Source organism: Bradyrhizobium sp. CSA112 (assembly GCF_029051645.1).
In the GTDB taxonomy this organism is placed as follows: domain Bacteria; phylum Pseudomonadota; class Alphaproteobacteria; order Rhizobiales; family Xanthobacteraceae; genus Bradyrhizobium.
This window is the reverse complement of the sequence record NZ_JAACFS010000017.1, coordinates 1-26,173: the sequence shown is the minus strand read 5'-3', so window position 1 is coordinate 26,173 and position 26,173 is coordinate 1. Positions and strand designations below refer to the sequence as shown.

Here is a 26,173-nt window from a genome sequence, read left to right as displayed (position 1 = left end):
GGAGAGAGCCATGCAAATGCTCAATTCAATCGTCTTCGGCTGGTATCCCTATCTGTGCCTGACCGTATTCCTGTTCGGCAGCCTGTTCCGGTTTGACCGCGAGCAATATACATGGCGGACCGGATCCAGCCAGTTGCTGCGGCGGCGGCAACTGACATGGGGCTCCAACCTGTTCCACGTCGGCATTCTCTTCATCTTCCTCGGCCATCTCGTTGGCCTGTTAACCCCGATATGGGTGTTCGACTGGCTCGGCGTGTCGCACAGCTTCAAGCAGATGCTGGCGATCGTGGCGGGCGGCGTTGCTGGCCTCATGTGCCTGGTCGGCATTGCGCTGTTGACGCATCGCCGCCTGTTCGACCCGCGCATCCGCGCCAACTCCTCGTTCGGCGATACCGCGATCCTGCTGCTGCTGTTTGCGCAGTTGCTGCTCGGGCTTGCGAGCATTCCAGTTTCGATGGGCCATCTCGATGGCCATGAAATGGTGAAGTTCATGGACTGGGCGCAGGGCATCCTGACACTGCAGCCGGGCGTCGCCGCCAACATTCTCGACGTGCATCCGATCTTCAAGGCGCACCTCGTGCTGGGCATGACGCTGTTCCTGGTCTTCCCGTTCACGCGGCTGGTCCACATCTGGAGCGCGCCGGTCTGGTATCTCGGCCGACGGGGCTATCAGGTCGTCCGCAGCCGCGACGGCTCGCTACAGCGGCCCATTCAACCGGCGGAGTAGGTCATGGATTGCTCACTGACGAATACGCTGCCGAAGCCCAAGACCATCAGCGTCAACGGCAAGGTCATTCCGCGCGAGGTGATTGCCCGGGAGGTTCAGAACCATCCGGCCGAAAAGCCGATCCTGGCGTGGCAGGCGGCGGCCCGCGCGCTCGTCGTGCGCGAACTGCTGCTGCAGGAATCGGCGCGGCAGAGGATTGAGGCGGAGCCGCTTTGCGATGCCGAGGGGCGCTCCGAGACTGACGAGGAAGCGGCGATGCGCACCTTGATCGAGCGCGAGGTGACGACGCCCGAGCCGGATGAGGCGGCATGTCTACGGTTCTACGAGCAGAACCGCCAGCGTTTCCGGTCGGGAGACCTGTATGAGGCGGCGCATATCCTGATCGCCTCGCGTCCCGACGACGTCGCGGCACGCACCGAGGCTCGGCTGATGGCGGAAAATATCCTGGCCGCTGTCAGGTCCGATCCAGTACTGTTCGCCGAGTTCGCCCGCAGCCATTCGGCCCTGCAAGACCTCGGCGCAGGAGGGCGGCCGGCTTGGTCAGTTGACGCGCGGCCAGACGGTTGCCGCGTTCGAGGCGGCGCTGGAGCGGATGCGGCCCGGCGAATTCGCTATCGCTGAAACCCGCTACGGCTTTCACGTCATTCGCTTGGACCAGCATGCACCAGGGCAGGTCCTGCCGTTCGAACTCGCCCATGACCGCATCGCGGACTATCTCACGACCAGCGTCCAGCATCGCGCGTTGGCGCAGTACGTCTCGGTGCTGGCCGGCCGAGCTGAGATATCGGGTGTCATCCTTGCCGCGGCGGCGTCGCCGTTGTTGCAGTAGGAGCAACCGATGCAACTCGGCGACATCATCCGCAGCTTCAGCGAGGACGCGGCCGCCAGCGAGGCGCTGCTCGCTTGCAACGACATCGTGCTGTTCGCGCGCGTCGGCGATGCGGCTACCCGTTATGAGGAAACCGTCGGCGAATACGCCTCCGGCGCCGTCAGGCGCTTTGCCAATCTTGCCGGCAGTGAGGACTGGCTTGGTCTGATGAACGTGGTCGAGCGAACCGACGATCCCGGCACCGGCTGCCTCGTCTACATGGTCAACTGGTCGCTGAAGAAGGACGAGACGCCTGAGCCGCCCGCCCATGCCGGCTGCACCTGTGGCGGCGGGGGAGGCTGCTCATGAGTTCGCATCCCCTGAACGCCGATGCGATCGGCTCTGGATCGTGACGTTGCCATGATCGACGAGCTGTTCGACCGCAACGTGGCCTGGGCGACGGGCAAGACCCGCAGCGATTCCGATTACTTTCGGCGGCTCGCCGAGCAGCAGGCGCCGCGCTACCTCTGGCTCGGCTGCTCGGACAGCCGCGTTCCCGCCAACGACATCGTCGGCCTCGATCCCGGCGAGGTGTTCGTGCACCGCAATGTCGGTAACATCGTTCATACCGGCGACATGAACCTGCTGTCCGTGCTGGAATTTGCGATCGATACACTGCAGGTGAAGCACGTCATCGTGTGTGGCCATTATGGCTGCGGCGGCATCCGCAGGGCGTTCGAGCCGCCGGGCGGCGGTGGTCTGGTCGATCACTGGCTGGCGCCGGTGCGAGAAATGTGTCGGCGATGCGCGCCCGATCTGGCGCACCTTCCAAGCGAAGCCGCCAGAATGGACCGCGCCTGCGAGCTGAATGTCGAGCTGCAGCTACGGCGGATCGCTGCCACACCGATTTTGCGCGGCGCCTGGCAGCGCCAGCAATCCATCACCGTTCACGGCTGGATCTATGGCCTGGGCGACGGGCTGTTGCGTGATCTCGGATTGAAGCTGTCGTCGCTGGATGAAGCCGAGACGCTCGACCGGGAAGACAATTATGCGGGGCTCGCCGAGCCCATCACCATGGTCCGTCGCCACGCCGAGGAAGCCTTTGCAGGGCTCTCGATGCTGGAGCCGCAGTTTCTGGAGGAGGGCTGAGATGCCGGACAATTTGCTGGCACGAATTGGCGTGCTGACAATATCCGATCGCGCCAGCCGCGGAGAATATGAGGACATCAGCGGCAAGGCCATCAACGATTTCCTTGGCCAGGTGGTGCGCTCGAATTGGGTCGCCGTTGCCCGGATCGTTCCCGACGGCACCGACAGCGTGGCGCAGGCGCTGACCGAGATGGCGGATCGCGAGGGGTGCGACCTGATCCTGACCACTGGCGGCACCGGGCCGGCGCCGCGGGACCTGACACCGGAAGCGACGCGGATGGTGATCACGCGCGAACTGGAAGGTTTTGGCGAACTGATGCGCCGGATCAGCCTCGAACAGGTGCCGACCGCCATTCTCTCTCGGCAGACCGCCGGAACCCGCGGAAGGTGCCTGATCGTCAACCTGCCGGGACGTCCCTCGGCCATCGATATCTGCTTGAACGCAGTCTTTCCCGCGATTCCCTACTGCCTCGACTTGATCGGGGCGCGACGAATAGAGGTAAATCCAGATGTATGCGCAGCGTTCCGTCCGGCCGCATAGCGCAAGCGTGCGGCCTCAGCAGGCTCTGGTAGCGATCGTGTACGCCAACGAGGCCTATCCGCAATCAACATTCGAACGGATCGTGGAGAATTGCCGCAGGCGCGGGCTCCGGATGGCCGGCGTTCTGCAGCACCCGGTCTGCTCCGATACGGCCGGTCATTGCGACGTGGTGCTGGAAGAGCTCACGACGGGGGTACGAACGGATCTGTTCGAAGACCGCGGGTCGGGCGCCCGCGGATGCCGCCTCGACGTGGCGGCGCTTGCCGAGGTGAACGGGCAGGTGGCGCGCTCGCTCGATTCCGATCCGGAAATCCTGATCCTGAACAAGTTCGGCAAGGTGGAGGCCGAAGGCCGCGGCCTGCTCGACCTGGTCGCAATCGCTGTCGATCGCGGCATCCTGGTCGTGATCGGGGTCCCGATCCGAAACCTGAAGGCGTGGCGCAATTTTGCCGGCGGCATGTCGGTCGAGTTTTCGAGCGATCCGTCCGAGGTGGCGGACTGGCTGAACAGATCCTTTCCTGTTGCGGTAGCGCAAAGTCCGGAGCCGGCGTCCTGCTAGACGGGGAACGCCGAACCACCGAAGAGACATTGCGGAGGAAAAATGCCCGGGTTGCTACAAACACAGACCGACGCGTGCCTGGCCTCCGCCAAAGGAGATGTCGTTTCGGTGGAGCAAGCTCTCGCCATCGGCTTGGCGGAGGCACAGCCCATCGCCGAGACGGAGCTGATCGATCTGTGCAACGTGACCGGCCGGATCCTGGCCCAGTCCATCAAGGCGGATGCGCCCCTCCCGCGTTTCGATTACAGCGCGATGGACGGATACGCCATCGATACGAAAAGCCTATCTGCTGAATTTCCAAGCCGGTTGAAAGTAACCGGCAGCATCGCAGCTCATCGCACGATCGGGAATCCGGTGCTGCGGAACGGCAGCGCCTTTCGCATCCTTACGGGCGCGCCGATTCCCGCTGGCGCCGATGCCGTCGTCGCTCAGGAAGATGTACGTCGCGAAAACGACCGCATCATTCTCTCCAGCGCGCCGCGACCGGGGGACAATATCAGAAGGCGGGGCGAGGACGTCAGGTCGGGCGACTGCCTGATCGAAGCCGGCACGGCGATGGGCCCGCTGCAGGCGGGCGTCGCCGCGGCCTGCGGCTATCCCGGCGTTTCGCGTGTTCCGCAGGCTTCGCGTGGCGATGTTCACGACCGGCTCCGAGCTTCGCCAGCCGGGCGAAAACATCCAGCACGGCGAGCTCTACGACGCCAACCGCTTCATCCTGCGCAGCCTGCTCGCAAAGCCGTGGATCGAGATCGTCGATCTCGGGAGCTGCATCGACAAGCCATCCAGATTGCGGACCGTTTTTCAGACGGCTGCGGCGCGCGCCGACGTGATCGTCAGCGCTGGTGGCATATCAGTCGGCGACGAAGATCACGTTGTAGATTCGTTTCAGTGCTGCGGCGGCAAGCTATGGGTTCGCAAGGTTGCCATCAAGCCCGGCAAGCCGGTCGTCCTCGGCGAGATGGCTGACGCAACCTACATAGGCCTTCCCGGCAATCCCGGCGCGCTGTTCACGACGTTCAAGGTCATTGTCGATGAGATCCTGGCAAGTCGCGCTGGGATCAGACCTGCGGGCGATCCTGAGCGCGCCGCGGTCGCCAATTTCGATTGGAAGGGAAGCCCAGGACGCACCACCTATCTGCCCGCTGTTGCTGCGGGTGACGCGCAAGGCCTCCCGCTGATCGAACTGTTGCCCGCCGCCAATTCCGGCAAGCTGCATCAGCTCAGCCTCGCCGGCGGATTCGTCGTTATCGCGCCAGAAGTGAAATCCATCGAACGCGGCGCGTAGATACGCTGGCGGCCGATTGTGAGATAGGAGTTGTAGCTACCGCCACGCTGCCAGCTATTATGATCAACGCTGTACATGAGAGGCAAAGAATGGGGGGCGATAGCTAGGCGGCGTGGAAATCCACTTCGAAGATACGGGGACCCCGGGCGGCACCTTGATATAGCTCAAGTAAGGCTTGCGGCTTGCGCCTATGATTGCGGAAGGGCTTGCGGAAGTCTCGACGCTTATCAGATGTGAGCTGGAAGTAAATGAAGGTTGAGCTTGCACTTCCACCGTCGAAGCGGGATTTGCGGCTAGACCTGTTTCGGGGCCTCGCCAACTGGCTGATGTTCCTTGGTCATGTCTCCATCAGCGTGTTGGCCTGGTTTTCGTTCCGAAACTACGGCTTCAGCGACGGTGCCGATCTTTTTGTGTTCATTTCCGGCTACACCTCGGCTCTCGTCTTTGGGCGAAGAATGCTCGAGGGTGGCTTTGTCTTCGGAACAACCAGGCTGCTGCGGCGCGTCTGGCAAATCTATGCCGTCCACATCTTGCTGTTCGTGATCTATCTGGCCTCGGTCCATTTCCTCTCAACCAGATTCAACGCTCCCGATTTGATCGATCGCTTCAATGTTGCGCCCCTATTGAACGCCCCAGTGGAAACCATCACGCAGGGGCTGTTGCTCCGGTACAAGCCGCTGAACCTGGATGTGCTGCCGCTTTACGTCGTCCTGATGGGCGCCTTTCCGCCCGTGCTCTGGCTGATGCTCAGGCACCCGAACTGGGGCATGCTGGGATCGGTGGCGCTCTATCTAGCCGCCCGTCAATTCGACTGGAATCTCCCCTCGTATCCGTCGGGAGTTTGGTATTTTAACCCGTTCGCGTGGCAGCTGCTTTTCGTGCTGGGCGCGTGGCTGGCGCTGGGCGGAGCCAATACGCTGCATTTCCTGGTGCGTTCGAGGACCGTCCTGGTCTTCGGGCTGGCTTATTTGCTCTTTGCGGCCGTCATGACGCTGTCCGGGCTGATACCGGAGCTTCAGAAGTTGTTTCCGCGCGTTCTGTTCGAAACCTTCAACCCCAACGACAAGACCAATCTGGCGCCCTATCGCTTCCTGCATTTGGCGGTCCTGATCATCCTGGGCGCGCGGTTCATACCGATCGATGCGGCGGGACTGCAGGCCGCCATCTGGAAGCCGCTGGTTAAATGCGGCCAGCAATCCCTCGAAGTGTTTGCCGTCGGCATCTACCTTTCGTTTATCGGGTTCTTTGTGCTGCAAATGACTTCCAGCGGCATTATCGCCCAATTGGTGGTGGGAACAGGCGGCATTTCGATCATGACAGCAGTCGCTTACTATCGATCGTGGTCGAAGCGCGTTGAAAAACATGCTTACGGCCATGCCAATCAGCCTGCTGTGCAAAAGCCACACGCTCCCGCTAGCGAACCAGTCCAACCAGGTCATAAAATAGTCGTGGGCACGGCCTGAGCCCGCATGCTGTACGGTTTCGCGGCGGCCACTTCGCCTCAAATCGCAATTCGAACTCAATTATCGGCGTCCGTGGTTGCGCCCTGCAACCATGCGGGAAAGGGGGCAGTCACTCGGGCCCAACCTCGACATTCAGGATTGGCACGCGGCAAATGCTGACGAGTGATCTCCAATCGCTCTCCCGCGTGGTCGGTAAGTGGACCGTCCGGTCTTCGGCAAGATGGTTTGGGGGATCACGCTAAGAGCGTGAACTCCCAGTGAGGCACGCTTTCCCCAAACTTTTCGGTAACACGTTGAAATTGTTTGATCTACTGACTTCCCTTGGGAGCGCCAAGGCGAGCCGCAACGTATTGAGCTTACAAGATTATTTCTGGGTTTGGGCAAGCCTCCTAGAAAGGGAGTGCCATACCAGGTTTGAGGTCGTAGTGACGTGTAACTCTCCCCTTTGAATCAGGCGTCACGAGAGCCTCGTCGCTTGAGTCAAAAGTTGGAGCATCGGTGACGGCTTTGCCGAAGAACCTCGCTTCGGCATCCGTTCGCGGAATGAACGGTTATGGAACGACCGCTGCTGATGCAAAGCGGCCTTTCCAAAAATGGGCTGCGTCCGATGCGGGACATGCTACGAGATCGTAAGGATCTCAAGCTTCTGACCCGATGCGTCGGCCAGAGGACACGGCATCTCCGACGAGCCCGCGAGTTGCACTGCAGGGCGGGGGTGGCAAGGATGGTAGGCCGTTCGCTATGATTGTTGCCTTCAGCTCTTCGAGCCAGAGCCTCTCAGTGCGTCCCACACCGTCTGGTTGGCCTGATCGAAAGCCTTGCGCGACCCTGCGAGTGCAGTGCTGAGCACGGACCAGGACTCGCTTCCCGCTTGGTTGAGCTTTTGCAGGCGTGCTTCGGCTTCGGAAGCATCGGACTTCATTTGCTGAAGCGCGGCCTCGAGATCGGCGCGTCGGGCCGCAGCCACTTTGCCCGCTGCTAACTTGAATTTATCCGCCGCCTCGCTCCAGGCTTTTGCTTGCGCGGCAGCGATGTCCTTGAACGTGGCCTGCTGCTGCTCGATTTGCTTGCCGGCGCTTTCGAAATAGGTCTGCACCTGGGCTTCGAAGCCGTTCCACTGCTTGTCCAGCTCCGTCTTGGCGCGTGCCCAGGCAGCTTCGCCCGATTCGGCTTGTGTCTTAAGCAGCGCCTGAAACTCGTCGCGGCGCTTCTTCAGATCTGCGGATAATCTCATCCGCCTTCTCCCTGGAGTCGGCCTTGGCTTGACTGGCTTTGACCTCGAGCGAAGCTAACGCAGCGTCCATCTCGTCGATCCGCTCCTTGGTCCAATTCAGATATAAATGCATGCTGCTCTGCTCTGTCATGACCGTCTCCGTCCATTGGTCGAATTATTCATCATTTCCGAGCTTGGCCTTGCTCACGTTGACCTGCGTCAAATTCTGGTGCGATTTTGCGACGTGACTTGGCTGCGCGGTTAGTGGCGATTTGCCCCTTGCCTACCGACTCTGGGCGGTTCGAGCATGACCTCCTTCAAGCGATCACCACTGGCAATGACGACAACGAAGTTGAGTTTGCCGTCCTGCTTCATCAGACCTCCGGCCAGAGCGCTTCCCTCTCCAGCTTTCTCGGCGATGCGCACGGCATCCGACAGCTCCTGCTTAACTGACTTCATGGCAACGATGTTGCTCAGATCCTCTCTGTCGAGCTCCCTCAGCGATGACGAAATTTCTTTTTCAGCAACGCTTCCGGTGTTCGCATCTATGACGTTCTCCCAAATTTGCTCATTTCTTGCCGTCCGCACTCGATAAACGGACCGACCGGTTATCTCAAAGCTAACGTCCGCGGTCCGTGAACCGTCATGTAAATGCTCGGCGATCGCTACAGCCTCACTGAGTGGTATTTTTATCGCTCGAAATTGCTCGAGCAGGCGATGAATCGCTGCCTCCTCGGCATCGCGCTGCGCGGCTACGCCTCGATTTGCGGCGTCCAAAAGGTGAATGGGTGACATCGGCTATTGCGCCCGTAGCAGCAAGCGTGGCGGACAAAACGATAATCGCTAACAATCGCTTCTTCGACATGAGGTAAATTCCAGTCTCTGGGTCAAACCTGACCGGTGGCCTTATTGGCGTGGGCGAGGGTGCATGATGGCGTATCGACACGAACCTTGGCCGTCGCTCAGTGAATCGCACCATTCGCGAGTGGTATCGAAACTCGGATGCCGAGCAGATCGCCGCCGCTTCTCGGACCGGGTCTGAGCGAGATTGCGCTGTGATTTTGACGCGAGGCCGAACTGACTCCTGCTGGAACTGGCTTGATCGGAAACTTCCGGACCTAACTGCGCCAGCGTTTCACGGACATGGGTCGAGATTGCAGGGCTGCCGTCACTCCCATCGGCTTGCCCGGACGATGATACGGGAGACTGTCGTACAGCATTGGCCACATCAGAGCTGAGCGGCGGCGAGGGGGCCGCGGCAATCTCCTTGTCCGGGAGCGTAGGCAGGAAGCCGAACTGGCTGGTATCGATGACAACTTTTTCCGGTCCCTTCAGCTCGGACGTGATCCGGATCGGCGGAAGCGTAGAATGCGATTCGATGAGCTTGCCTGGCAGGGGCGCGGGTAGCAGCGAATCGGCTGCAAACAGCAGCACGAGCAACGCTCCGCCGACCCACAGAAAGTAACCCCGCAGGGGAGTTTGAGCATCGACCAAGCCGCGCTCACGTATTGACAAAACGGATGTTCTGCTCACAGGGCCCGGCCCCCGCGCTGAAGCCCCTTAAACGCGATCCAGGACCGCTCGTCGCCTGTTCGGCCTGACGCGGATGGCATGTGTTGCTTCCGTTTCGATTTCAGATGGCCGACGGCCGCCGATGCAGATGCGTGAGCTTGGCGTGGCGCGAGCCAGACGTTGACTGAACCGATGATGCAATCGCGAGCGAGGAGGGCTGACGTCATGGGGTGGCCCTACGCTGCTGTGCCTGCCGCTTGATCGGCACCGCCTCTCGATCGACGAACGCGTGCAGCCAGGCAACCAAGGATATCGCAACGCCCAGCAGCAAGCTCAGGCCCACGAGAGACAGAGCCACGACCAGGTTCAGGGATGCGAGCGCAAGCCCCGGCCACGGATTTTCCTTCGCGAGCGACCACAAAAGTGTTGACATTCTCGGTCTCCGAAATACACTAAACCGTATAGTTCATATACATCCCGAACCACGGGATGTGTCAAGAGCGAAGACTCACAAGCGCGTGTTCAGACGGTTTGAGGGGCGGGGAATCGGAGCATGACGCTGCGTTTCCCAGTCGAAAGAGCGACGCGTCAGCAGAAGAAGGGATTCTGTATGTTCAAGTACACATTAGTCGTCATGCTGGCGGCGTTGTTCGGCAATGGGACTGCCTTTGCGCAGGAGAACCGCGGCACTCCCGAACAGAGGGCCGCATGCGCGCCTGACGCCTTCCGGCTCTGCCTTAGCTACATCCCTGACGCCACGAATGTGGAGGCCTGTCTCAGGCAAAGAAAATCAGACCTCAGCGATGCTTGCAGAGCCGTCTTCGATCACGCTGCGGAAGCTGCTTCGGTCAGGACCATAGGATCGCGCCGGTACCGGGGCGCAAGGGACGAGGAATGATCGCATGAACACGATTTATGTTCCTGCTTTTGCCGCGTTCGGGGGCTCAGCCTTCGGAGCGATCTCCACGATCGTAACTGGATGGGTGACTCGGCGCCGCAGGCTTCGCGAGCGCCACACTGCCCGGTCGATTTCCAAGCGCGAGCGGCTCTATCGAAGCTTCATCGAGGAAGCCTCCCGACTCTACGCCGATGCGCTCGTCAGCGACAAATCCGAGATTCCGCAACTGGTCAGTCTGTATGCGCTCATCGGGCGGATGAGGATTCAGTCCAGCGATGGCGTGGTTCAAGCCGCGGAGCGGGCAGGTCGTCTGATCATCGAAACCTACCTGTCACCAAACCGCGAATTTGTCGATCTACCGGAGTTCATGGAGGAAATGGATCCCTTGCGTGGCTTCGGCGAAGCCTGCCGACGCGAATTGCATTCGATCCCATCTCGCTGAGGTCGCAAGCGATGCCGGAGCAGATACGCCTAGCCAGATCTTCGTGCATTCGTCGGCGGATCGTACAAGCAGCGATCCGATTGCACCGCGAGATCGGGTTCAAGAAGACCACCGTCGCCGATATCGCTCGCGGAGCGTCGATGTCGCCCGCTAACGTCTACCGCTTTTTCCCTTCGAAGCAGGCGATCGAGGAGGCGATCGTGGCGGATATGTTCGAGCACGTCTCTGCGGCTGCAACACTTGCGGCTCGCGGTGGCTCCGCCCTGGAGCGTTTAGGTGCTGTATTGAGGGCAATTTCGCAGCTGCACGAGCATCGGCTGGAAAACGACAGCAAACAACATGAACTGGTCGCTGCGGCAGTACGCGAGAACTGGACAGTCGCCCTGGTTTACGCAGACCGCATCCAGGAGCTTGTGCGCACGATCATTGCTGCCGGACAGGCAAGCGGCGAACTACGACCGGCAAGTCCGATGGCGATGACTTGTTGCCTGCTTGAAGCAATGGACGGGTATCTCAATCCGTCGCGGATCAGCGCGGCTACCATTCGGCCCGCGTTTGACGAGATGATGGATTTCTGCGCAGGCGCCCTGCGTCATGTGCCTTGGGGTCCGTCGATCGACCTGGCCGCCGACTTGCGTGCGAAAGCCGTGACGCAGATGGCGAGCGGGGTCTGTGGCTGATTCACGGCCTCCAGTCTGCCTCGCAAGCCGCCAGAAAGAAATTGACCCGTTCGTGCAGGAACGTCGGCAGCTCTTTTCTGAGATCCTTCAGTTCCTCACCCATCAGCGATCTCATAAGCATCGGAAGCAGAATGAGGTCCATGAACATCTGCGCGGTCGCAACGCTCCGCTTTGCGCTGAAAGGACCTTTTGATGAGCGCGCGATCCTCTGCGTTGCCTCGTTCAAGAGCTGCGAAACTGCCCCAGCCGCGCGGTCGCGCGCCGCGTCGTGAACATTTCGGCTCAACTCGGGAAATCGCCGCGCCTCGGCGATCGTCGCGCGCGTGAGGTCCAACGTGTCCTCGACGAATCTCTCCACGATCTCGATGCCGAGATTGGTGAGCTTTTCCTGGATGGTGCGGCCTGCCGGCGTGAACCCGTCGAAATCTGTCAATCCGTTGATGGTCCGGGCCACCACAGCCACGAACAGAGCCTCCTTGCCGGGGAAATGGGCATAGATGGTCGGTTTGCTCGCAGGGGCCAACTCGGAGATATCGTCGATGCTGGCACTCCGAAAGCCTTTCTCGAGAAAGAGCTGCTGGGCTGCATCGAGAATCCGCGCCTGGACGTCTCCGGCAAGGTCCTTGGGTGGCCTGCCGCGTTTCGGGCTTTTGTTCTTCGCCATCACCGTCTCCTAATCACGAGCTTGTGCCCGCCTAGATCCCACTTGACATGCCCGGGACGGAAATGCAATAAAAAGAAAATATACGGTATAGTTTACTTTAACCCGTCGAGGGCCGGCTTTTGATTGCCGGGCCTGCGACAGCTCATCCGGACGACCGGCCCGCCGTCACATGCGCGTTCGGCCCCCGCTCATCCGGCGCAACCTGAGGAGATCGTCGTGACTGTGTGCAGGCCGGACTCGCCAAAAGTGGAGCAGGGCATTCTGCTGCGCGAATTGAATCACCGGATCAATAACGGGCTCGCCTCGGCGATCAACCTGGTCTCGGCCGCGGCCGTCCGAGCTGAGGGGCCTGAGGCCAAGCGCGCCTTAAGCGACATGGTCGAACTGTTGCATGGTTATGCCGATGTGCAGCAGGCGCTCGAAATGCCCAGGGGCAAGGCTCTGATCGACGCCGCGACATACATCCGCATGATGGGCTGCGCCATGCGCCGTTCATTGCTGGATCGAATGAATATCCGGCTGGCACTCGACACCGAATCTCTTCCGCTCCAACCAGAGCGATGCCGGCGGCTGGGATTGATCGTCCACGGGCTCGTAACCGAGGCCGCGAAGCATGCGTGCTTCGAGGCGCGGACCGGAGAAATCAAGGTCAAGCTGACACAAATCGGCGCGGTGGTGAATTGCGTCGTCCTGGACAATGGATCGCGGTCGGTACGGGGCGCCGCGGGGCGCGGAGTCCGGATCAGCAATGATCTTGCCAAGGGCCTCGGCGGCCGGGTCGAGCACGGCTTCGGCACGGATTTCACATCCGTCGTCCTATCGTTTCCGCTGACAGAGCGTGAGCGGCAGGCGAACTGGGCGATGGCGAAGCGTCGCATCATCCGGTCGCCTAGCCGGTCAAAAGTCAGCCCACCCGATGCCTCGGCGCTTTACCCAGGCGCGAAATGCCCGGATCGGGGCAGCCGCCCCGTTGCAACTCGACTGGATCCGAATCCCGCTCGCGGAGCCCAACCGATCTCTGCCCGTCCAGCGCCGGATGCGCTGCGGGAGTTGTTGTCACCTGGTCACGTGTCATGAAACATCACTCTGAGATCCAAACTGAAATCGTTGGAACTGCCCGCAAAGGCAAGCTGACGGGGTCCGGCGTCCTAGCGGCCGCGCTTGTCGCAATCGGGCTGAGTGGCTGCAACGATCATGCCGCTGCTCCCGTCACGCGTGCCGCGATCGTCCGCACAGAGATCGTGCAGCCGCGCGATCGACAAGCCTCCGTCACCCTGACTGGCGAAATCCAGGCCCGGTTTCGCACGGATATCTCGTTCCGCGTCAGCGGACGTGTGCTCGCGCGCTATGCCGATGTCGGCGCTCACGTCGAGGCTGGCGAGGTCCTCGCTCTGCTCGATCCGGCCGAGCAGCGGGCCGATGTCGATGCTGCGAACACAGCGGTCATAGCCGCAGAATCCCAGTTGCGTGTGGCCAGGGCGACCTTCGAACGGCAAAAGGCGCTGATCGCAAGCGGTTTCACCACGCGGACGGTCTACGATCAGGCGCAGGAAGGATTGCGAACCGCAGAAGGTGCGCTTGAAGCAGCAAAAGCGGAGCTTGGAACGTCGAAAGACGCCCTTGGCTATACCGCGCTGCGGGCCGAAGCGGCAGGCGTGGTCACCGCGCGCAATTTGGAAGTCGGCCAGGTCGTACAGGCCGCGCAGCCCGTTTTCTCGTTGGCGCAGGACGGTGAACGGGATGCCGTGTTCGACATCTACGAATCCCTCTTCTTTGGCGATCTCGACGACAGCCGCGTATCGCTGGCGCTTGTTTCCGACGCAGGCGTGACGGCGAACGGGCATGTCAAGGAAGTCTCGCCCGCGATTGATGCGAAGAGCGCGACCATCCGCGTCAAGGTTGCCATCCAGGATCCGCCGGCAGCGATGACGCTTGGAAGCGCCGTTGCAGGAACCGTCAAAGCAAAAGCCAAGCAGCAGATCGCATTGCCCTGGAGTGCATTGGCGGCGGCGGGATCGAAGCCCGCGGTTTGGACCGTCGATCCGGCGACTAAAACGGCTGCGCTCAAGCCGGTGACGATCGGCGGTTATGAAGCCCGTGAAGTGCTGATCAAGGCGGGCCTCAAGCCGGGCGAGCGCGTCGTGATCGATGGCGGCAAGCTGCTGAGCGTTGGCCAGGCCGTGACATATGAGGGAGACCCGTCATGAAGAGGCGCGCCATGATTGCAACCGGCACGTTTGTATCCGCGCTGGTGCTGGCTGGATGTCAGCAGGAGGCGAAAGCGCCCGAGCCAGTGCGACCAGTGCTGTCGATGGTCGTTGAGCAGAGCCGCACGGACGGCATCGTTGCCGTGGGCGTTGTTGAGCCGCGGTACAAGACTAACCTCGCGTTCCGCGTCTTGGGGCGTCTGACAGGGCGTCCCGTCTCCGTTGGCGACCTCGTCAGCGAAGGGCAAACTGTCGGTGTGATCGATTCCACGGCTCTGGAGCTTGCGGTACGCTCGGCCAAGGCTGAGCTTACGAAGGCCGAGGCGCTGCTGGCGACTGCAACGGCGACAGAGCAGCGGCAGCGAACCCTCATCACAACCGACGCCACCACAAAGCAGACACTGGACAATGCCGAGCAGGCGCGGGCCGGTGCCGCCGCGTCGGTGGCGCACGCACAGGCGAACCTGTTCAAGGCCATCGAGCAACGGGGCTATGCACAGCTCAAGGTCGATTTCGCCGGCGTCGTCACTGCGGTGGGCGCAGAAGTCGGGCAGGTGGTCTCTCCTGGCCAGAACGTCGTGACAGTTGCGAATCCCGACATCAGGGAGGCGGTGGTCGATATCGGGGAGGATTTCCCGGTGCCGCTTGAAATTGACTTGCCATTCACAGTTGGCTTGCAGCTGCTCCCTGACGTTCAGGTAGAAGGCAAGGTTCGCGAGATCGCCCCGCAGGCAGACCCCGCGACGCGCCTACGGCGAGTCCGCATCACCCTGAACAATCCCCCTGAAAGCTTCCGCTTAGGCACGACCGTTACGGCGAAGCTCGGCAAAGAGCAGAGTCCGACGTTGCGCGTCCCCGCCTCAGCGGTGCTCGCCAAGGATGGCGCTAATTTCGTCTGGGTCGTCGATCAGCGCGAGAGCACCGTGTCGCTGCACAAGGTCGATCTCGCCGGGGACCCCGCAGATGCCCGCGTCGCCGGCGGGCTTGCCCCCGGTGCGCGCATCGTGACCGCCGGAATCCACAGCCTCACGCCGGGGCAGCACGTCCGTATCAAGAAGGATCAATAGCCATGAAGTCGTTCAACCTTTCCGACTGGGCGCTCGAACATCGTTCGCTCGTCTGGTATTTCATGATCGCCTTCATGGTGGCAGGCTTCTTTGCGTACCTTCAGCTTGGTCGTCAGGAAGATCCCGACTTCACCATCAAGACTATGGTGATCCAGGCGCAGTGGCCGGGCGCATCGCCCGAAGAGGTGGCGCGTCAGGTCACTGACAGGATCGAAAAGAAGCTCGAGGAGCTGGAATCCCTCGATTACACCAAGAGCGTGACGGTCGCGGGCCAGACCACCGTATTCGTCTATCTGCGAGACACGACAAAGGCGCCTGACGTCAAGCCGACCTGGGTCCGCGTCCGCAACATGATCGCGGATATCAAAGGTGATTTTCCGCAAGGAGTGATCGGACCGGGCTTCAACGATCGCTTCGGCGACGTGTTCGGTAACATCTATGCCTTCACCAGCGACGGCTTGACCCAGCGTCAGCTGCGCGACGAGGTCGAGGGTATCCGCGCCAAGGTCTTGACCGTGCCGGATGTGGGTAAGGTCGACATTCTGGGAACGCAGGACGAGGTGATTTACCTCGAATTCTCCACGCGGAAGATCGCGGCCCTTGGCCTTGACGTCCACTCGATCATGGCCTCCCTGCGGGGACAAAACGCGGTCGCGCCGTCCGGGGTGTTCCAGGAGGGGCCCGAGCGGCTCAGCGTGCGGGTGAACGGCCGGTTCACGTCGGAAGCAAGCCTGAACGCGGTCAATCTCCGTATCAACGACCGCTTCTTTCCGCTGACCGACGTCGCGACCGTCACGCGCGGTTATGCTGATCCCGCCAAGACCTTGTTCAGGTACAACGGCCAGCCTGCAATCGGGCTTGCCATCGGCATGAAGTCCGGCGCAAACCTGCTTCACTTCGGCGAGGCGCTGAAGGAGGAAATGTCAAAGGTCATTGCCGACCTGCCGATCGGCGTCGGCGTTCATCTGGTCGCCAATCAGCCCGTCGTCGTCGAGCATGCCGTGTCGGGCTTCACCCATGCGCTGTTTGAGGCCGTGGTCATCGTTCTCGCCATCAGCTTTCTCAGCTTAGGCATGCGCGCCGGTCTTGTCGTCGCAATTGCGATCCCGCTGGTTCTCGCCATTACCTTCGTGGTGATGGCCTATGCCGACATTTCATTGCAGAGAATTTCACTGGGTGCATTAATCATCGCGCTGGGCCTTCTGGTCGATGACGCGATGATTGCCGTCGAAATGATGGTGGCCCGACTGGAGGCCGGCGATCCCCTGGAAAAGGCCGCCACCCACGTCTATACGTCGACCGCCTTTCCCATGCTGACAGGCACGCTGGTCACCGTCGCGGGCTTTATCCCGATTGGGCTGAACAGCAGCAATGCCGGTGAATTTACCTTCACCCTGTTCGTCGTGATTGCGGTCTCCCTGATCGTGTCGTGGATCGTCGCGGTGCTGTTCACCCCGCTGCTCGGCGTCACCATTCTGCCCGCAAAGATGAAGGGGCACCACGGGGAGAAGGGCCGGCTGGCGCAGATGTTCGCCCGCCTGCTACTCGTCTGCATGCATCACCGCTGGATCACTGTCGGCGTGACGGTTGCAGCCTTCTTCGTCGCGTTGTTCGGCATGACATTCGTGCAGCAGCAGTTCTTTCCCTCGTCGGACCGTGACGAACTGGTGATCGATTGGAATTTGCCGCAAAATGCTTCGATTGCAGACACCAATGCGCAAATGGCGCGCTTCGAACGTGAACAGTTGCAGGGCAATGGCTCCGTGGAGCATTGGTCGACTTATGTCGGCACGGGCGCGCCGCGGTTCGTGCTGTCGTTCGACGTGCAGACGGCCAATTCATGGTTTGGCCAGCAAGTAGTTGTGACCAAGGGCGGCATAAAGGCGCGCGACCTCGTCAAGGCGCAATTCGAGGAATATGTGCGGAAGACGTTTCCAGGCACCGACACCTACGTCAAGTTGCTCGAGGTCGGTCCGCCCGTGGGACGTCCCGTGCAGTACCGCGTGAGCGGGCCAGACATCGCGAAGGTCAGGGATCTCTCGCAGCAACTCGCCGGCATCGTCCGGAGCAACCCCGATCTCGGCAACGTCGTGTTCGACTGGATGGAGCCTGCGCGCGTCGTCAAGGTCGACGTTCTCCAGGACAAGGCGCGCCAGCTCGGCGTGACGTCGGAAGACATCGCCACGGCGGTGAACTCGGTGCTCGAGGGCACCCCGGTCACACAGGTGCGCGACAGCATCTATCTCGTGAATGTCACTGGACGTGCGACCGCCGTCGAGCGCGGCTCGATCGATACGCTCCGAGATCTGCAGTTAAGCGGGCTCGGCGGGCAGGCGGTGCCGCTCGGGGCCGTGGCCAATCTGCGCTACGAGATCGAGCAGCCGACGATCTGGCGCCGCGCGCGGATTCCCACGATCACGCTGAAGGCTGGCATCGTCACCAACGTTCAGCCGAAGACGATCATGGATCAGTTGGCGCCGAGGGTGGCGGAGTTCGCCAAACAACTGCCGGCGGATTACTCGGTGGTGATCGGCGGCTCTGTCGAGGAGAGCGCCAAGAGTCAGGCGCCGATCGTGGCCATCGTTCCGCTGATGCTTTTCGTCATGGCCACAATCCTGATGATTCAGCTGCAAAGCTTCCATCGCCTGTTCCTGGTGTTTGCGGTCGCGCCGCTTGCCGTGATCGGTGTCGTCATGGCCATGCTGCCGAGCGGCTCGCCTCTCGGATTCGTTGCCATCCTCGGCGTGTTGGCACTCATCGGCATTCTGGTCCGAAACTCCGTGATCCTGATTGTGCAGATCGAGGATCTGAGGAAGGAGGGACGCCGAGCCTGGGACGCCGTGGTGGAAGCGACCGAGAATCGCATGCGGCCGATTATCCTAACCGCGGCCGCCGCCAGTCTCGCGCTGATTCCGATCGCGCGCGAGATTTTCTGGGGCCCGATGGCCTATGCGATGATGGGCGGCATCATCGTCGGCACGCTACTGACGCTCTTGTTCCTGCCGGCGCTCTATGTGGCGTGGTTCCGGATCCACCCTGTTCAAGACGATGGCCGGCCAACCCAAGAGGCCGTTGACCCGGCGCACGACAGCCATTCGTCGAATCCGACTCTCGCGCCGGCCGCGCCGGTGCCGGTCCTCGAGACCCAAATCTAAAACGGAGACCATAATGTCCTGGAAGATACACTTGACGCTGTCTGTCAGCATGACGCTCGCAGCGATTTCCTTGGCGCCGACTGCGGTGTTTGCGCAATTCCCCGGTCCGCCTCCATTGGGGCCGGGCGGTCCTCGGCCGATCGCGGCCGGCGGTCCTCCCGCATTCGCTGGTCCTCCTCCCATGGGGCCTGGCGGTGCGGCGCATGCCGGCTTCGGCGGTCCGGCTCCTCGGCTGGGCGCCGGTGCTGGTCCGCGCGGCGATCTGAGGGCACTTGGCGGCGTCCGCGCTGGCGGTCGTGACGGACCCGCGGTTGCACGCTCGATCGAGGCTCGTTCTGCACCGGTCAGCGACGGCCGTTCAGGACGCTTCAGCCATGGTTATGGCGGGCGGCGATACAGTTATGGTGCAGCCTATGCCACTGGAGCCTATGCCGGATATGCCTATGGCAGTTCGAACGATGGCGCTTATTCCGATAGCGACTGCTACTACGTCTACAAGCGCCACCGACGCATTCTGGTTTGCAACTAGCGGACGGATCTCATCCTGCGAACACTGCGGTGGATATCGTAAGCGCCTTGGCTTCGCTGGTGCTGGTGATGGAGACCGGTTCGTTCACCGCAGTTGCGTGACGTTGAAGCGGACTTCGGCGCTGCGTCAGCGTGTCGAGCTGGTCGAGAACAGCACGCAACAGCTTTGAGCCTCCGCATTCAATTCCGAGTGGGAGGAAGACCAACATCCAACACCGAGAGTGGGCGGTCATTCAGCTTCAGCACGAGCTTGTGAACGTGCACGCTTGACAGGTCAATTATCAAACTATACGGTATAGTTTATTAAATCGGATCATGAAGCCCAACACGGACCCGTTCCAGACAAAACGCGCTTGGGCAATCGCAAAAGAGCACGACACCCATGAACTTTCAGCCTCGACCACACCTCACGATCATCGACCGGCCTCCGCCGTTCGATTGCATAGCGTTGCTCTTACAGGGCGGCGGCGCTCTAGGGGCTTACCAGGGGGGCGTCTACGAGGCCCTGGCCGAAGCCAGCATCCATCCGGATTGGATTGCCGGCATTTCGATTGGGGCGATCAACGCTGCAATTATCGCGGGCAATCCTCCCAATTCCCGCGTTGACCGTCTTCGCGAGTTTTGGACGCAGGTGACGTTGGACGCGCCGTTCACCGATTTGATGAATAGCGATCACACCCGCAATTTTCTCAATCAGGTGAATGCGAGCTTTGCGGCGGTGTTTGGCGCAAATGGATTTTTTTCCGCGCGGCCACTGACGCCATGGCTACAAGCGGGTGGAACGCTTGCCGCCACGAGCATCTACGACACGAGTGCATTAAGGACGACACTGGAGCGGCTCGTCGATTTCGATCGTATCAACGCCGGTATGACGAGGTTCAGCGCAGGTGCCGTCAATGTGAGGACCGGCAATCTGGTCTATTTCGACACTGCCACCCATACGATTCGGCCCGAGCATATCCTGGCGAGTGGGGCGCTGCCGCCGGGCTTTCCGGCGGTCGAGATCGATGGCGAACATTATTGGGACGGCGGACTCGTATCCAACACACCGTTGCAATATGTGATCGAGTGTGGCGCCCGTCAGGACACGCTTGTGTTTCAGGTCGATCTCTGGAGCGCACGCGGCCAAATTCCGCGCAATATGGCCGACGTCGTTACGCGTCAAAAGGAAATTCAATATTCGAGTCGCACCCGAGCGAGCACGGATCAGTTCAAGAGCCTGCACCGGTTGCAGCGAGAGCTGGCAGCTCTCTTGAGCAGGCTGCCTGAAGATCTGCGCGAGCAGGAGGATGTCAGGCTGCTCAGGACGGCTGCCTCTCACAACGTGCACAGCCTCGTCCACCTGATCTATCGCGCGCGAGACTACGAAGGCCACTCCAAGGACTACGAGTTTTCCCGCCTCTCGATGCAGGATCATTGGCGCGCCGGTTATCACGATGCGTTGCGCACCCTTCGTCATCCCGAGGTGCTGGCGCGCCCGACCAGTGCGGACGGCGTCTCCACCTTCGATCTTGAGCAGGATGGTCGCGAGTAGGCCAGCCGGTCATTCCCACTTACAGGAGAATTCAAATGCGCGAGAATGAGGTCGTGAGGCGGGCGTTCGCGATGCCGCTGACCAATCCGGCCTATCCGCCGGGGCCGTATCGGTTCGTCAACCGCGAATACCTGATCATCAGCTATCGCACCGATCCGGCGAAGCTGCGATCGGTCGTTCCGGCTCCGCTCGAATTTGACGAACACGAGGCGCTGGTCAAGTACGAATTCATCCGCATGCCGGATTCCAGCGGTTTTGGCGACTACACCGAGAGTGGCCAGGTCATCCCGGTGTCGTTCCGCGGTCGCAGGGGCGGCTACACCCACTGCATGTTCCTGAACGATGAGGGGCCCATCGCCGGCGGCCGGGAGCTCTGGGGCTTTCCGAAAAAGCTCGGTCAGCCGACGCTGCGGACCCGAGATCGATACGCTCATCGGGACTCTCGATTACGGTCCGTTGCGGGTAGCAACCGGCACGATGGGATACAAGCACCGCGAAGCCGACCTGGCGCAGGTCAAGGCCGCTCTCGAGGAGCCGAACTTTCTTCTCAAAATCATTCCGCACGTCGACGGCAGTCCGCGGATCTGCGAGCTTGTCGAATATCACCTCGAGCAACTTGTCTTGAAAGGGGCGTGGACCGGACCCGCGGCTCTCGCCTTGACGCCTCACGCCCTGGCTCCCGTGGCCGATTTGCCGGTTCTCGAGATCGTATCCGCGATTCACATCCGCGCAGACCTTACCCTGGGGCTGGGCAAGGTCGTTCACGACTATCTGCAACAGCCGGTTCGACGCCCGGTCCGGAGCTACGAGAGAAGTCTGGTCACATGATGGACGACCGCGATCGGCTGCGCGAGCCCGGAAGCAGCTCGCAGTCCAGCTGCAAGACCGTCACAGATCAATAAGGAAAGGCGAAATGGATATTCTGAAAGGTAAAGTCGCAGTTGTAACTGGTTCGACGAGCGGCATCGGTCTCGCGTATGCGCGGGCATTCGCGGGTGCTGGCGCCAACATAGTGCTCAACGGGATTGGGGCACCGGCCGATGTCGAAAAAACGCGGATTGCAATCGAGAGCGATTTCGGGGTGAAGGCCATCTATTCGCCCGCGAATATGGGCGAGCCAATGGAAATCGCCAACATGATCTCGTTTGCCGAGAGGACGTTTGGCAGCGTGGACGTGCTCGTCAACAATGCCGGCATTCAGCATGTTTCGCCGATCGAGGATTTTCCGGTCGAAAAGTGGGACGCAGTCATCGCAATCAACCTCTCCTCCGCATTCCATGCGATCCGTGCCGTTACTCCCGGCATGAAGCAACGAGGCTGGGGCCGTATCCTCACCACGGCGTCGGCGCATTCGCAGGTCGCGTCTCCCTTCAAGTCGGCCTATGTCGCGGCCAAGCATGGCATCGTGGGACTCACCAAGACGGTGGCGCTGGAGCTCGCCCGGTCGAAGATCACCTGCAATTGCATCAGCCCCGGCTACGTCTGGACGCCGCTGGTGGAGAAGCAGATCCCGAACACGATGAAGGCGCGCGACATGAGCAGGGATCAGGTGATCAACGACGTCCTGCTCGCAGCCCAGCCGACAAAGGAATTCGTCACGGTCGAGCAGGTAGCTTCGCTCGCGCTCTTCCTGTGTGGCGAAGGCGCCGCGCAGATCACCGGCGCCAACCTCTCTATCGACGGCGGCTGGACGGCCGCGTAGGGCCCGCCGAAATGCACACCGGCGCCTAAAACGCAGCGATAGACCAAGAAGACAACAATACCCAACACCTACGACGGCTGCCTACTGAACATCAACAATTCCTCTGGAGAGAAGATCATGAACAAGCGACTGATCGCTAATGTCATTGGCTGTGCCTGCCTTACGCTGGCGACGGCTGCCGAAGCTCGAACCTCTTACGACGGTCCATGGAATCTCGTTTTCGTAACGCAACGCGGGAGCTGCGATCCGACCTACAATTTCTCAGTGAACATAAACGACGGCGTTGTGACGCATCCCAATCTAGTGAAGTTTAGTGGGTATGTCGGAAGATCGGGCGCAGTTCGCGCGTCGGTGACGGTCCACGACAAATACGCATCGGGTTCGGGAAAGCTAACGCGAGACGTCGGCCGCGGGACTTGGAGTGGCCAAGCAGGAGGTGGGCGCTGCTCGGGATATTGGACCGCGCAACGAAACAACTAGGACGCAATCACCACTCCGCGCCGGCGAAACCCTGCGTAGCGCTGGAGCACTATGCCTTCAAGTTCGCAGTGCAGGGTTAGCGCTGCGGCCGGCGTGTTTGACGAATTGATCGTGCGGTTGGACTGTCCAGAAACTTCGCTAAGGCGGCAAGATGATGACGAATGCGACAGGCGGCTCACTGGTGTGTCTCGGGCAGAGTGATGGCTTCGAAGTCCAACCGGTTCTCCGGCGTAAGCCGGCGGCTGGCGAGATCGAGGTCGCCGTTGCTGCGGCATCGGTCAATCCGATCGATGTGCGGCGCGCGCAAGGCTATGGCCGGCGATTGCTGTCGCTTGTCGGGGCAGGGCGGTTTCCCATGGTGCTGGGCAATGATTTCGCCGGCACGGTGACGGCGCTTGGTGACAATGTCGACGCGTTCATGATCGGCGATCGGGTCTACGGCGTGAAGCCGCCATCGGCCGAGGGAACCCACGCGAGCCGCGTACTGGTCAAGGCCGCGCATGTACTGCTGGCAGGCGCGGGGCGGGACCTTCAGGCGCTTGCGGCACTTCCGTACAGCTTCGTGACCATGTGGCTTGCGGTGCGGGACGCTGGACTGACCCGGCAGAATGCCGCCGGAAAACGAGTACTCATCCATGGCGCGGCCGGCGGCCTCGGAACCTTGGCCCTCCAGATGATGTCCGCATGGGGGGCCAGCGTGACGGCGATCGCGCGGCCGTCGGACTTCGTAGCCTGCCGGGAGGTCGGCGCGATCGAGGTGGTGGACAGCAGCAAGCCGTTCGCGACGCTTTCCAGGACGTTCGACGCCACGCTCAACTTCGCCGCTTGGGACGATGATCTGGCGCTCATCGGCGCTCTGCGCGAGGGCGCGCTAGGCCATGCCACCACTGTGCATCCGCTGCTCGCGAATTTTGACGAGCTCGGCTGGGTACGCGGTGTTCTAAAGACGCTTTCCGACAAGCGCCGGCATCGCGCCGCCATGCCGAAGAATGGACGCTATGTATGGACTGTCTTCAAGCCCGAGATACCCGCGCTGCAAGAGTTGCGCAAACTCGTCGAGCAGCAGCGCGTCGGACTGCCCATCGCAGTGCGGGAATCTCCGGCCGGAGCAGCCCAGGCCTTCGATCATGTGAAGAAGGGCCGGCGGGGACGCGCGTTGATCCTGCCGGGCTGACCAAGGTCCCTCTCAATCAGCGGCTCTATCGGACTTTGCGTGTTTGCATGGAGTGCCTCTTCGCGGTCGGCGCACGCGGGGACTGATCCTCCCTGCCAGCGTCGCTTCTCTATTTGGAAACGACTGCCAAGTTATTGGAACTACTAGAGAGCTTTTTCAGTCTTTTTTCCAAATGCGCATTGAAATCGTGGAATAATCAAACTGATTGTGATTCGCCATTCGAAGGTTCGATCCCTCCCGCCCCAGCCACCCATTCCTGTTTTTTAGAGAATTTCCTTTTCTTGACGAGAAAGGTCCACCAAATGCGGGCTTTTCTTATCCTGGAAAGTCTCCGGAGACCGGCGTTCGCACTTTTTGGGCAAAAATTCCCGAAAGTCTCCAGCCGAATCTAGGAAAACTCCCATTTTTTGGAGACCCGCCTTGGAGACCGAAGAATAAGTCCACTGCGCGCTAGTGGTGGCATTAAGTTTCAGTCTTGATCGTTCGGTTTCAGGTTGTCGCAGCAGTGACGACGCAGATCGCAATGTTGCAGGTAGTCTCGTTGGCGCCTGAGCACAGCGCGGATGCGGGCGTGCGCGAGCTTAAGGCGGCGATGATGCTGGCGGGTCTTTCCGACGCGCGTTGAGTTCGTGTTCGTGCCTGGTCCAACGGGCGCAATAGCTTCGCCTACTGCGCCCGCGTGCGCGTCGCAAATCGCGCATCACAAATTGCGATCTCGGTCGCGATGTTTCTAGAAACAGGGGAACCGCAGGTTCCTAGGCCGGGCCACCTATTCGCTCACTTGGAAACGGCTGAGCGCACGCCTTTGCAGGTGACGTCGCTTATTGATGGCACGTTTGCGACACGCCTGCCCATCTCGAAGCTGAGCTGGACCCCGTCTAGCGAAAGCAGTAGCTTCCATCGGCGCGCAACGAAATGGTCAACGGAGGCCCTCCGTGGAACATCGCGGCATCAGTTTCTCGGTCGTCGAAATGAACTTTCCGCGCGGTTGGAAATGGACCGTAGGAAAGGGCAAAACGGTTACGGTCGGCGTTTGCGCCACCAGACTCGATGCGATCCGTCAGGCTCAAACCTTTATAGACGCAGTTATAGATTGGGCAGCGTAAACCACTGCGGGGCGGATCGCTCGCGTGGATATTCGGGCGAGCAAACGGACATTTGCGCGATCTCATCATTTCGGAACGCGCCGGCAGAACTCAAGCTTGCAACCGAAGCTTGGTTTAGAAACGTCGCGATCGCCTTGATCGCGATTCCGTGCAGCTGGATGAAGCGTAAATCAAGCTCCGCTGGCCGATGCGCCACGCCGACGACGACGGTGCCGCCCGGGCCAAACCCCGCCCGGCCTTTGCGCACGATGGCGAGTGCGTCCGAGAAGGTCGAGTGCTCGGCGACACAGTCGATCACGTGATCTATTCCGCTCACCCCTTGCTCGCCGCCCATTGGGCGATGGTCTCGACTAGCCCTTTGCTCTCTTAGCTCCTCTCCTGGTCAGAGACCCGCTTACTCCAACTCAATTTGCGTTTGAACAGACCGGACGATCCGATCGAACGCAGCTTTGGCCAGCTGATCGTCAGTGTTCCACTCCATTGTCCAATTCGGCTGACCTTCCAGTTTCTTGAACGTGGCGATGTCGTAGGCGCCGCCGGAACGTGAGAGCCACGCCTTGAGTGTTGGGTGGTCATGGACCAGCGACCAAACCCTGGCTTCGATATCGCGTCGGGCAGCCTTGACCGGATGCAACTCATATTTTTCCTGAAGGTGACTGGCGATCTGGTCGAGCCGCGTGTAGCAGGCCACAGAGACCTTGTGTTCCTTGCCTGCGATACCAAAGCCCCAATTGGCGCCAGGCCGAGGCGTCGGTCCAAATATGAAAAGATCTTCCAGCTCGCTGCACTCGACGTGTTGGCGAGCGGCCGCGAGCATCATCTGGCGCAGTTCCTTTTCGCTCCTCCGTTCCTTGACCACGCGGCATCTCCCTGAACGCAAATAACGCCGTCGTCCGGGCGCTCACCGATCGAGCGCCCGGACGGATGTGTCAGCCATTGCGATTAATCGCGATGCGGCGGACATTCTTCGCTTCGGCGGATTTCGGCACCGTTACGGTCAGCACGCCGTTCTTGAACGCGGCGGAGACCTTGTCCTCCTCGACGTCCTCTAGCGGTATGCGCCGTTCGAAGCGACCATAGTACCGTTCACTGAAGCGACGGGCCTTGTCTTCCGACTCCGATTTCTTCTCGCCGGAGATCGAAAGAACGCCGTTTGCGATTTCCAGGCTGACGTCCTTCTCATCGAGACCGGGCAGCTCGGCGGTGATGCGCACCTCCTTGTCCGTCTCCTCGATGTCGATCTGCGGCCAGCCGAGCCCATCCAGAGTCCGGGAGGCAA

Annotated in this window: 29 protein-coding genes and 2 pseudogenes; 20 read left to right on the top strand and 11 right to left on the bottom strand. The window is 60.9% G+C overall.

Going from position 1 to position 26,173, the window contains the following annotated elements; genetic code table 11:
• Positions 1 to 10: 10 nt before the first annotated feature.
• The 6 genes and pseudogenes from narI to GWE18_RS24745 all read left to right on the top strand — a co-directional run bounded on the left by narI (position 11) and on the right by GWE18_RS24745 (position 3,784).
• Positions 11 to 727: a respiratory nitrate reductase subunit gamma gene (narI, locus tag GWE18_RS24770; RefSeq protein ID WP_275188313.1), complete on the top strand. Its 717-nt coding sequence runs from the start codon at positions 11 to 13 to the stop codon at positions 725 to 727.
• Positions 728 to 730: 3 nt separating this feature from the next.
• Positions 731 to 1,556 (top strand): annotated as a pseudogene (locus GWE18_RS24765) (peptidylprolyl isomerase).
• A gap of 9 nt (positions 1,557 to 1,565) precedes the next feature.
• On the top strand, positions 1,566 to 1,904 hold the full coding sequence (locus tag GWE18_RS24760; RefSeq protein WP_275188312.1) for a hypothetical protein: 339 nt from the start codon (positions 1,566 to 1,568) through the stop codon (positions 1,902 to 1,904).
• A 21-nt stretch (positions 1,905 to 1,925) separates the two neighbouring features.
• Positions 1,926 to 2,684 carry a carbonic anhydrase gene (locus GWE18_RS24755; protein ID WP_275188311.1) on the top strand — a complete coding sequence of 253 codons (759 nt, stop codon included), beginning with the start codon at positions 1,926 to 1,928 and terminating at the stop codon, positions 2,682 to 2,684.
• Between the two features lies 1 nt (position 2,685).
• The gene (gene mog / locus GWE18_RS24750; RefSeq protein ID WP_275188310.1) at positions 2,686 to 3,225 is read left to right on the top strand and encodes a molybdopterin adenylyltransferase; all 540 of its coding nucleotides are present in this window, start codon (positions 2,686 to 2,688) and stop codon (positions 3,223 to 3,225) included.
• A gap of 37 nt (positions 3,226 to 3,262) precedes the next feature.
• A complete protein-coding gene (locus GWE18_RS24745; RefSeq protein WP_275188309.1) occupies positions 3,263 to 3,784 on the top strand; it encodes a DUF2478 domain-containing protein in 522 nt (173 codons plus the stop codon).
• Positions 3,785 to 4,066: 282 nt separating this feature from the next.
• Here the strand turns inward: GWE18_RS24745 and GWE18_RS24740 are convergent, their stop codons facing one another.
• Positions 4,067 to 4,426, bottom strand: a complete 360-nt coding sequence (locus tag GWE18_RS24740) for a hypothetical protein (protein ID WP_275188308.1) — start codon at positions 4,424 to 4,426, stop codon at positions 4,067 to 4,069.
• Between GWE18_RS24740 and GWE18_RS24735 the strand changes: the two genes are divergently transcribed.
• Positions 4,419 to 5,069, top strand: a complete 651-nt coding sequence (locus tag GWE18_RS24735) for a molybdopterin-binding protein (RefSeq protein WP_275188426.1) — start codon at positions 4,419 to 4,421, stop codon at positions 5,067 to 5,069. The genes GWE18_RS24740 and GWE18_RS24735 overlap by 8 nt on opposite strands.
• A gap of 248 nt (positions 5,070 to 5,317) precedes the next feature.
• Positions 5,318 to 6,532, top strand: coding sequence for an OpgC domain-containing protein (locus GWE18_RS24730; RefSeq protein ID WP_275188307.1), 1,215 nt, complete (start codon positions 5,318 to 5,320; stop codon positions 6,530 to 6,532).
• Positions 6,533 to 7,286: 754 nt separating this feature from the next.
• On the opposite strand, the gene GWE18_RS24725 is transcribed toward GWE18_RS24730, so the two are convergent.
• From GWE18_RS24725 to GWE18_RS24710, 5 genes are all read right to left on the bottom strand, one after another.
• Positions 7,287 to 7,766: a hypothetical protein gene (locus GWE18_RS24725; RefSeq protein ID WP_342804292.1), complete on the bottom strand. Its 480-nt coding sequence runs from the start codon at positions 7,764 to 7,766 to the stop codon at positions 7,287 to 7,289.
• Positions 7,711 to 7,896, bottom strand: coding sequence for a hypothetical protein (locus GWE18_RS42345; protein WP_342804291.1), 186 nt, complete (start codon positions 7,894 to 7,896; stop codon positions 7,711 to 7,713). The genes GWE18_RS24725 and GWE18_RS42345 overlap by 56 nt, the downstream gene beginning before the upstream one ends.
• 110 nt (positions 7,897 to 8,006) lie before the next feature.
• The gene (locus GWE18_RS24720; protein WP_275188306.1) at positions 8,007 to 8,540 is read right to left on the bottom strand and encodes a PepSY domain-containing protein; all 534 of its coding nucleotides are present in this window, start codon (positions 8,538 to 8,540) and stop codon (positions 8,007 to 8,009) included.
• A gap of 111 nt (positions 8,541 to 8,651) precedes the next feature.
• On the bottom strand, positions 8,652 to 9,239 hold the full coding sequence (locus GWE18_RS24715; RefSeq protein ID WP_275188305.1) for a hypothetical protein: 588 nt from the start codon (positions 9,237 to 9,239) through the stop codon (positions 8,652 to 8,654).
• A 241-nt stretch (positions 9,240 to 9,480) separates the two neighbouring features.
• A complete protein-coding gene (locus tag GWE18_RS24710; RefSeq protein ID WP_275188304.1) occupies positions 9,481 to 9,690 on the bottom strand; it encodes a hypothetical protein in 210 nt (69 codons plus the stop codon).
• A 120-nt stretch (positions 9,691 to 9,810) separates the two neighbouring features.
• Here GWE18_RS24710 and GWE18_RS24705 point away from each other — a divergent pair, with 120 nt between their 5' ends.
• Genes GWE18_RS24705 through GWE18_RS24695 form a run of 3 tightly spaced genes read left to right on the top strand, consistent with a single transcriptional unit; the run spans position 9,811 to position 11,277 of the window.
• Entirely contained in the window at positions 9,811 to 10,155 is a 345-nt protein-coding gene (locus tag GWE18_RS24705) for a hypothetical protein (RefSeq protein WP_275188303.1), read from the top strand.
• Positions 10,156 to 10,159: 4 nt separating this feature from the next.
• Positions 10,160 to 10,597: a hypothetical protein gene (locus GWE18_RS24700; RefSeq protein ID WP_275188302.1), complete on the top strand. Its 438-nt coding sequence runs from the start codon at positions 10,160 to 10,162 to the stop codon at positions 10,595 to 10,597.
• Positions 10,598 to 10,608: 11 nt separating this feature from the next.
• Positions 10,609 to 11,277, top strand: coding sequence for a TetR/AcrR family transcriptional regulator (locus GWE18_RS24695; RefSeq protein ID WP_275188301.1), 669 nt, complete (start codon positions 10,609 to 10,611; stop codon positions 11,275 to 11,277).
• A gap of 1 nt (position 11,278) precedes the next feature.
• Here GWE18_RS24695 and GWE18_RS24690 read toward each other — a convergent pair whose 3' ends face one another.
• Complete coding sequence (locus tag GWE18_RS24690; protein WP_275188300.1) at positions 11,279 to 11,941, bottom strand: TetR/AcrR family transcriptional regulator; 663 nt, start codon at positions 11,939 to 11,941, stop codon at positions 11,279 to 11,281.
• Between the two features lie 246 nt (positions 11,942 to 12,187).
• Here GWE18_RS24690 and GWE18_RS24685 point away from each other — a divergent pair, with 246 nt between their 5' ends.
• From GWE18_RS24685 to GWE18_RS24665, 5 genes are read left to right on the top strand one after another with little or no spacing between them, the layout of a single operon-like run.
• On the top strand, positions 12,188 to 13,018 hold the full coding sequence (locus GWE18_RS24685) for a sensor histidine kinase (RefSeq protein WP_275188299.1): 831 nt from the start codon (positions 12,188 to 12,190) through the stop codon (positions 13,016 to 13,018).
• Entirely contained in the window at positions 13,015 to 14,148 is a 1,134-nt protein-coding gene (locus GWE18_RS24680; RefSeq protein ID WP_275188298.1) for an efflux RND transporter periplasmic adaptor subunit, read from the top strand. The genes GWE18_RS24685 and GWE18_RS24680 overlap by 4 nt, the downstream gene beginning before the upstream one ends.
• Positions 14,145 to 15,215, top strand: coding sequence for an efflux RND transporter periplasmic adaptor subunit (locus GWE18_RS24675; protein WP_275188297.1), 1,071 nt, complete (start codon positions 14,145 to 14,147; stop codon positions 15,213 to 15,215). Before GWE18_RS24680 ends, GWE18_RS24675 begins: the two co-directional genes overlap by 4 nt.
• Positions 15,216 to 15,217: 2 nt before the next feature.
• A complete protein-coding gene (locus GWE18_RS24670; RefSeq protein ID WP_275188296.1) occupies positions 15,218 to 18,370 on the top strand; it encodes an efflux RND transporter permease subunit in 3,153 nt (1,050 codons plus the stop codon).
• A gap of 13 nt (positions 18,371 to 18,383) precedes the next feature.
• Positions 18,384 to 18,899: a hypothetical protein gene (locus GWE18_RS24665; protein WP_275188295.1), complete on the top strand. Its 516-nt coding sequence runs from the start codon at positions 18,384 to 18,386 to the stop codon at positions 18,897 to 18,899.
• Between the two features lie 10 nt (positions 18,900 to 18,909).
• On the opposite strand, the gene GWE18_RS24660 is transcribed toward GWE18_RS24665, so the two are convergent.
• A complete protein-coding gene (locus GWE18_RS24660) occupies positions 18,910 to 19,059 on the bottom strand; it encodes a hypothetical protein (protein ID WP_275188294.1) in 150 nt (49 codons plus the stop codon).
• Positions 19,060 to 19,280: 221 nt separating this feature from the next.
• Between GWE18_RS24660 and GWE18_RS24655 the strand changes: the two genes are divergently transcribed.
• The 4 genes and pseudogenes from GWE18_RS24655 to GWE18_RS24640 all read left to right on the top strand — a co-directional run bounded on the left by GWE18_RS24655 (position 19,281) and on the right by GWE18_RS24640 (position 23,788).
• Entirely contained in the window at positions 19,281 to 20,432 is a 1,152-nt protein-coding gene (locus tag GWE18_RS24655; protein WP_275188293.1) for a DUF3734 domain-containing protein, read from the top strand.
• A 35-nt stretch (positions 20,433 to 20,467) separates the two neighbouring features.
• Positions 20,468 to 21,260 (top strand): annotated as a pseudogene (locus GWE18_RS24650) (acetoacetate decarboxylase).
• Positions 21,261 to 21,345: 85 nt separating this feature from the next.
• The gene (locus GWE18_RS24645; protein ID WP_275188292.1) at positions 21,346 to 22,134 is read left to right on the top strand and encodes a 3-hydroxybutyrate dehydrogenase; all 789 of its coding nucleotides are present in this window, start codon (positions 21,346 to 21,348) and stop codon (positions 22,132 to 22,134) included.
• Positions 22,135 to 22,765: 631 nt separating this feature from the next.
• On the top strand, positions 22,766 to 23,788 hold the full coding sequence (locus tag GWE18_RS24640) for an alcohol dehydrogenase catalytic domain-containing protein (protein ID WP_342804290.1): 1,023 nt from the start codon (positions 22,766 to 22,768) through the stop codon (positions 23,786 to 23,788).
• Between the two features lie 1,086 nt (positions 23,789 to 24,874).
• Here the strand turns inward: GWE18_RS24640 and GWE18_RS24635 are convergent.
• The 3 genes from GWE18_RS24635 to GWE18_RS24625 form a co-directional block, all read right to left on the bottom strand.
• Complete coding sequence (locus GWE18_RS24635; RefSeq protein WP_275188290.1) at positions 24,875 to 25,228, bottom strand: hypothetical protein; 354 nt, start codon at positions 25,226 to 25,228, stop codon at positions 24,875 to 24,877.
• Between the two features lie 60 nt (positions 25,229 to 25,288).
• Positions 25,289 to 25,753 (bottom strand): hypothetical protein, encoded by a 465-nt coding sequence (locus tag GWE18_RS24630; protein ID WP_275188289.1) that lies wholly within the window; start codon positions 25,751 to 25,753, stop codon positions 25,289 to 25,291.
• A 70-nt stretch (positions 25,754 to 25,823) separates the two neighbouring features.
• Positions 25,824 to 26,173, bottom strand: a 350-nt coding sequence (locus tag GWE18_RS24625; protein ID WP_275188288.1) for an Hsp20/alpha crystallin family protein, incomplete at its 5' end; no start/stop codon positions are given.

Bases quoted from the DNA above. Each gene is read 5' to 3' on its own strand.
- narI (WP_275188313.1), top strand. From the start codon at position 11: ATGCAAATGCTCAATTCAATCGTCTTCGGCTGGTATCCCTATCTGTGC.
- GWE18_RS24760 (WP_275188312.1), top strand. From the start codon at position 1,566: ATGCAACTCGGCGACATCATCCGCAGCTTCAGCGAGGACGCGGCCGCC.
- GWE18_RS24755 (WP_275188311.1), top strand. From the start codon at position 1,926: ATGCGATCGGCTCTGGATCGTGACGTTGCCATGATCGACGAGCTGTTC.
- mog (WP_275188310.1), top strand. From the start codon at position 2,686: ATGCCGGACAATTTGCTGGCACGAATTGGCGTGCTGACAATATCCGAT.
- GWE18_RS24735 (WP_275188426.1), top strand. From the start codon at position 4,419: ATGTTCACGACCGGCTCCGAGCTTCGCCAGCCGGGCGAAAACATCCAG.
- GWE18_RS24730 (WP_275188307.1), top strand. From the start codon at position 5,318: ATGAAGGTTGAGCTTGCACTTCCACCGTCGAAGCGGGATTTGCGGCTA.
- GWE18_RS24725 (WP_342804292.1), bottom strand. From the start codon at position 7,766: ATGAGATTATCCGCAGATCTGAAGAAGCGCCGCGACGAGTTTCAGGCG.
- GWE18_RS42345 (WP_342804291.1), bottom strand. From the start codon at position 7,896: ATGACAGAGCAGAGCAGCATGCATTTATATCTGAATTGGACCAAGGAG.
- GWE18_RS24720 (WP_275188306.1), bottom strand. From the start codon at position 8,540: ATGTCACCCATTCACCTTTTGGACGCCGCAAATCGAGGCGTAGCCGCG.
- GWE18_RS24710 (WP_275188304.1), bottom strand. From the start codon at position 9,690: ATGTCAACACTTTTGTGGTCGCTCGCGAAGGAAAATCCGTGGCCGGGG.
- GWE18_RS24705 (WP_275188303.1), top strand. From the start codon at position 9,811: ATGACGCTGCGTTTCCCAGTCGAAAGAGCGACGCGTCAGCAGAAGAAG.
- GWE18_RS24700 (WP_275188302.1), top strand. From the start codon at position 10,160: ATGAACACGATTTATGTTCCTGCTTTTGCCGCGTTCGGGGGCTCAGCC.
- GWE18_RS24695 (WP_275188301.1), top strand. From the start codon at position 10,609: ATGCCGGAGCAGATACGCCTAGCCAGATCTTCGTGCATTCGTCGGCGG.
- GWE18_RS24690 (WP_275188300.1), bottom strand. From the start codon at position 11,941: ATGGCGAAGAACAAAAGCCCGAAACGCGGCAGGCCACCCAAGGACCTT.
- GWE18_RS24680 (WP_275188298.1), top strand. From the start codon at position 13,015: ATGAAACATCACTCTGAGATCCAAACTGAAATCGTTGGAACTGCCCGC.
- GWE18_RS24675 (WP_275188297.1), top strand. From the start codon at position 14,145: ATGAAGAGGCGCGCCATGATTGCAACCGGCACGTTTGTATCCGCGCTG.
- GWE18_RS24670 (WP_275188296.1), top strand. From the start codon at position 15,218: ATGAAGTCGTTCAACCTTTCCGACTGGGCGCTCGAACATCGTTCGCTC.
- GWE18_RS24665 (WP_275188295.1), top strand. From the start codon at position 18,384: ATGTCCTGGAAGATACACTTGACGCTGTCTGTCAGCATGACGCTCGCA.
- GWE18_RS24655 (WP_275188293.1), top strand. From the start codon at position 19,281: ATGAACTTTCAGCCTCGACCACACCTCACGATCATCGACCGGCCTCCG.
- GWE18_RS24645 (WP_275188292.1), top strand. From the start codon at position 21,346: ATGGATATTCTGAAAGGTAAAGTCGCAGTTGTAACTGGTTCGACGAGC.
- GWE18_RS24640 (WP_342804290.1), top strand. From the start codon at position 22,766: ATGATGACGAATGCGACAGGCGGCTCACTGGTGTGTCTCGGGCAGAGT.
- GWE18_RS24635 (WP_275188290.1), bottom strand. From the start codon at position 25,228: ATGGGCGGCGAGCAAGGGGTGAGCGGAATAGATCACGTGATCGACTGT.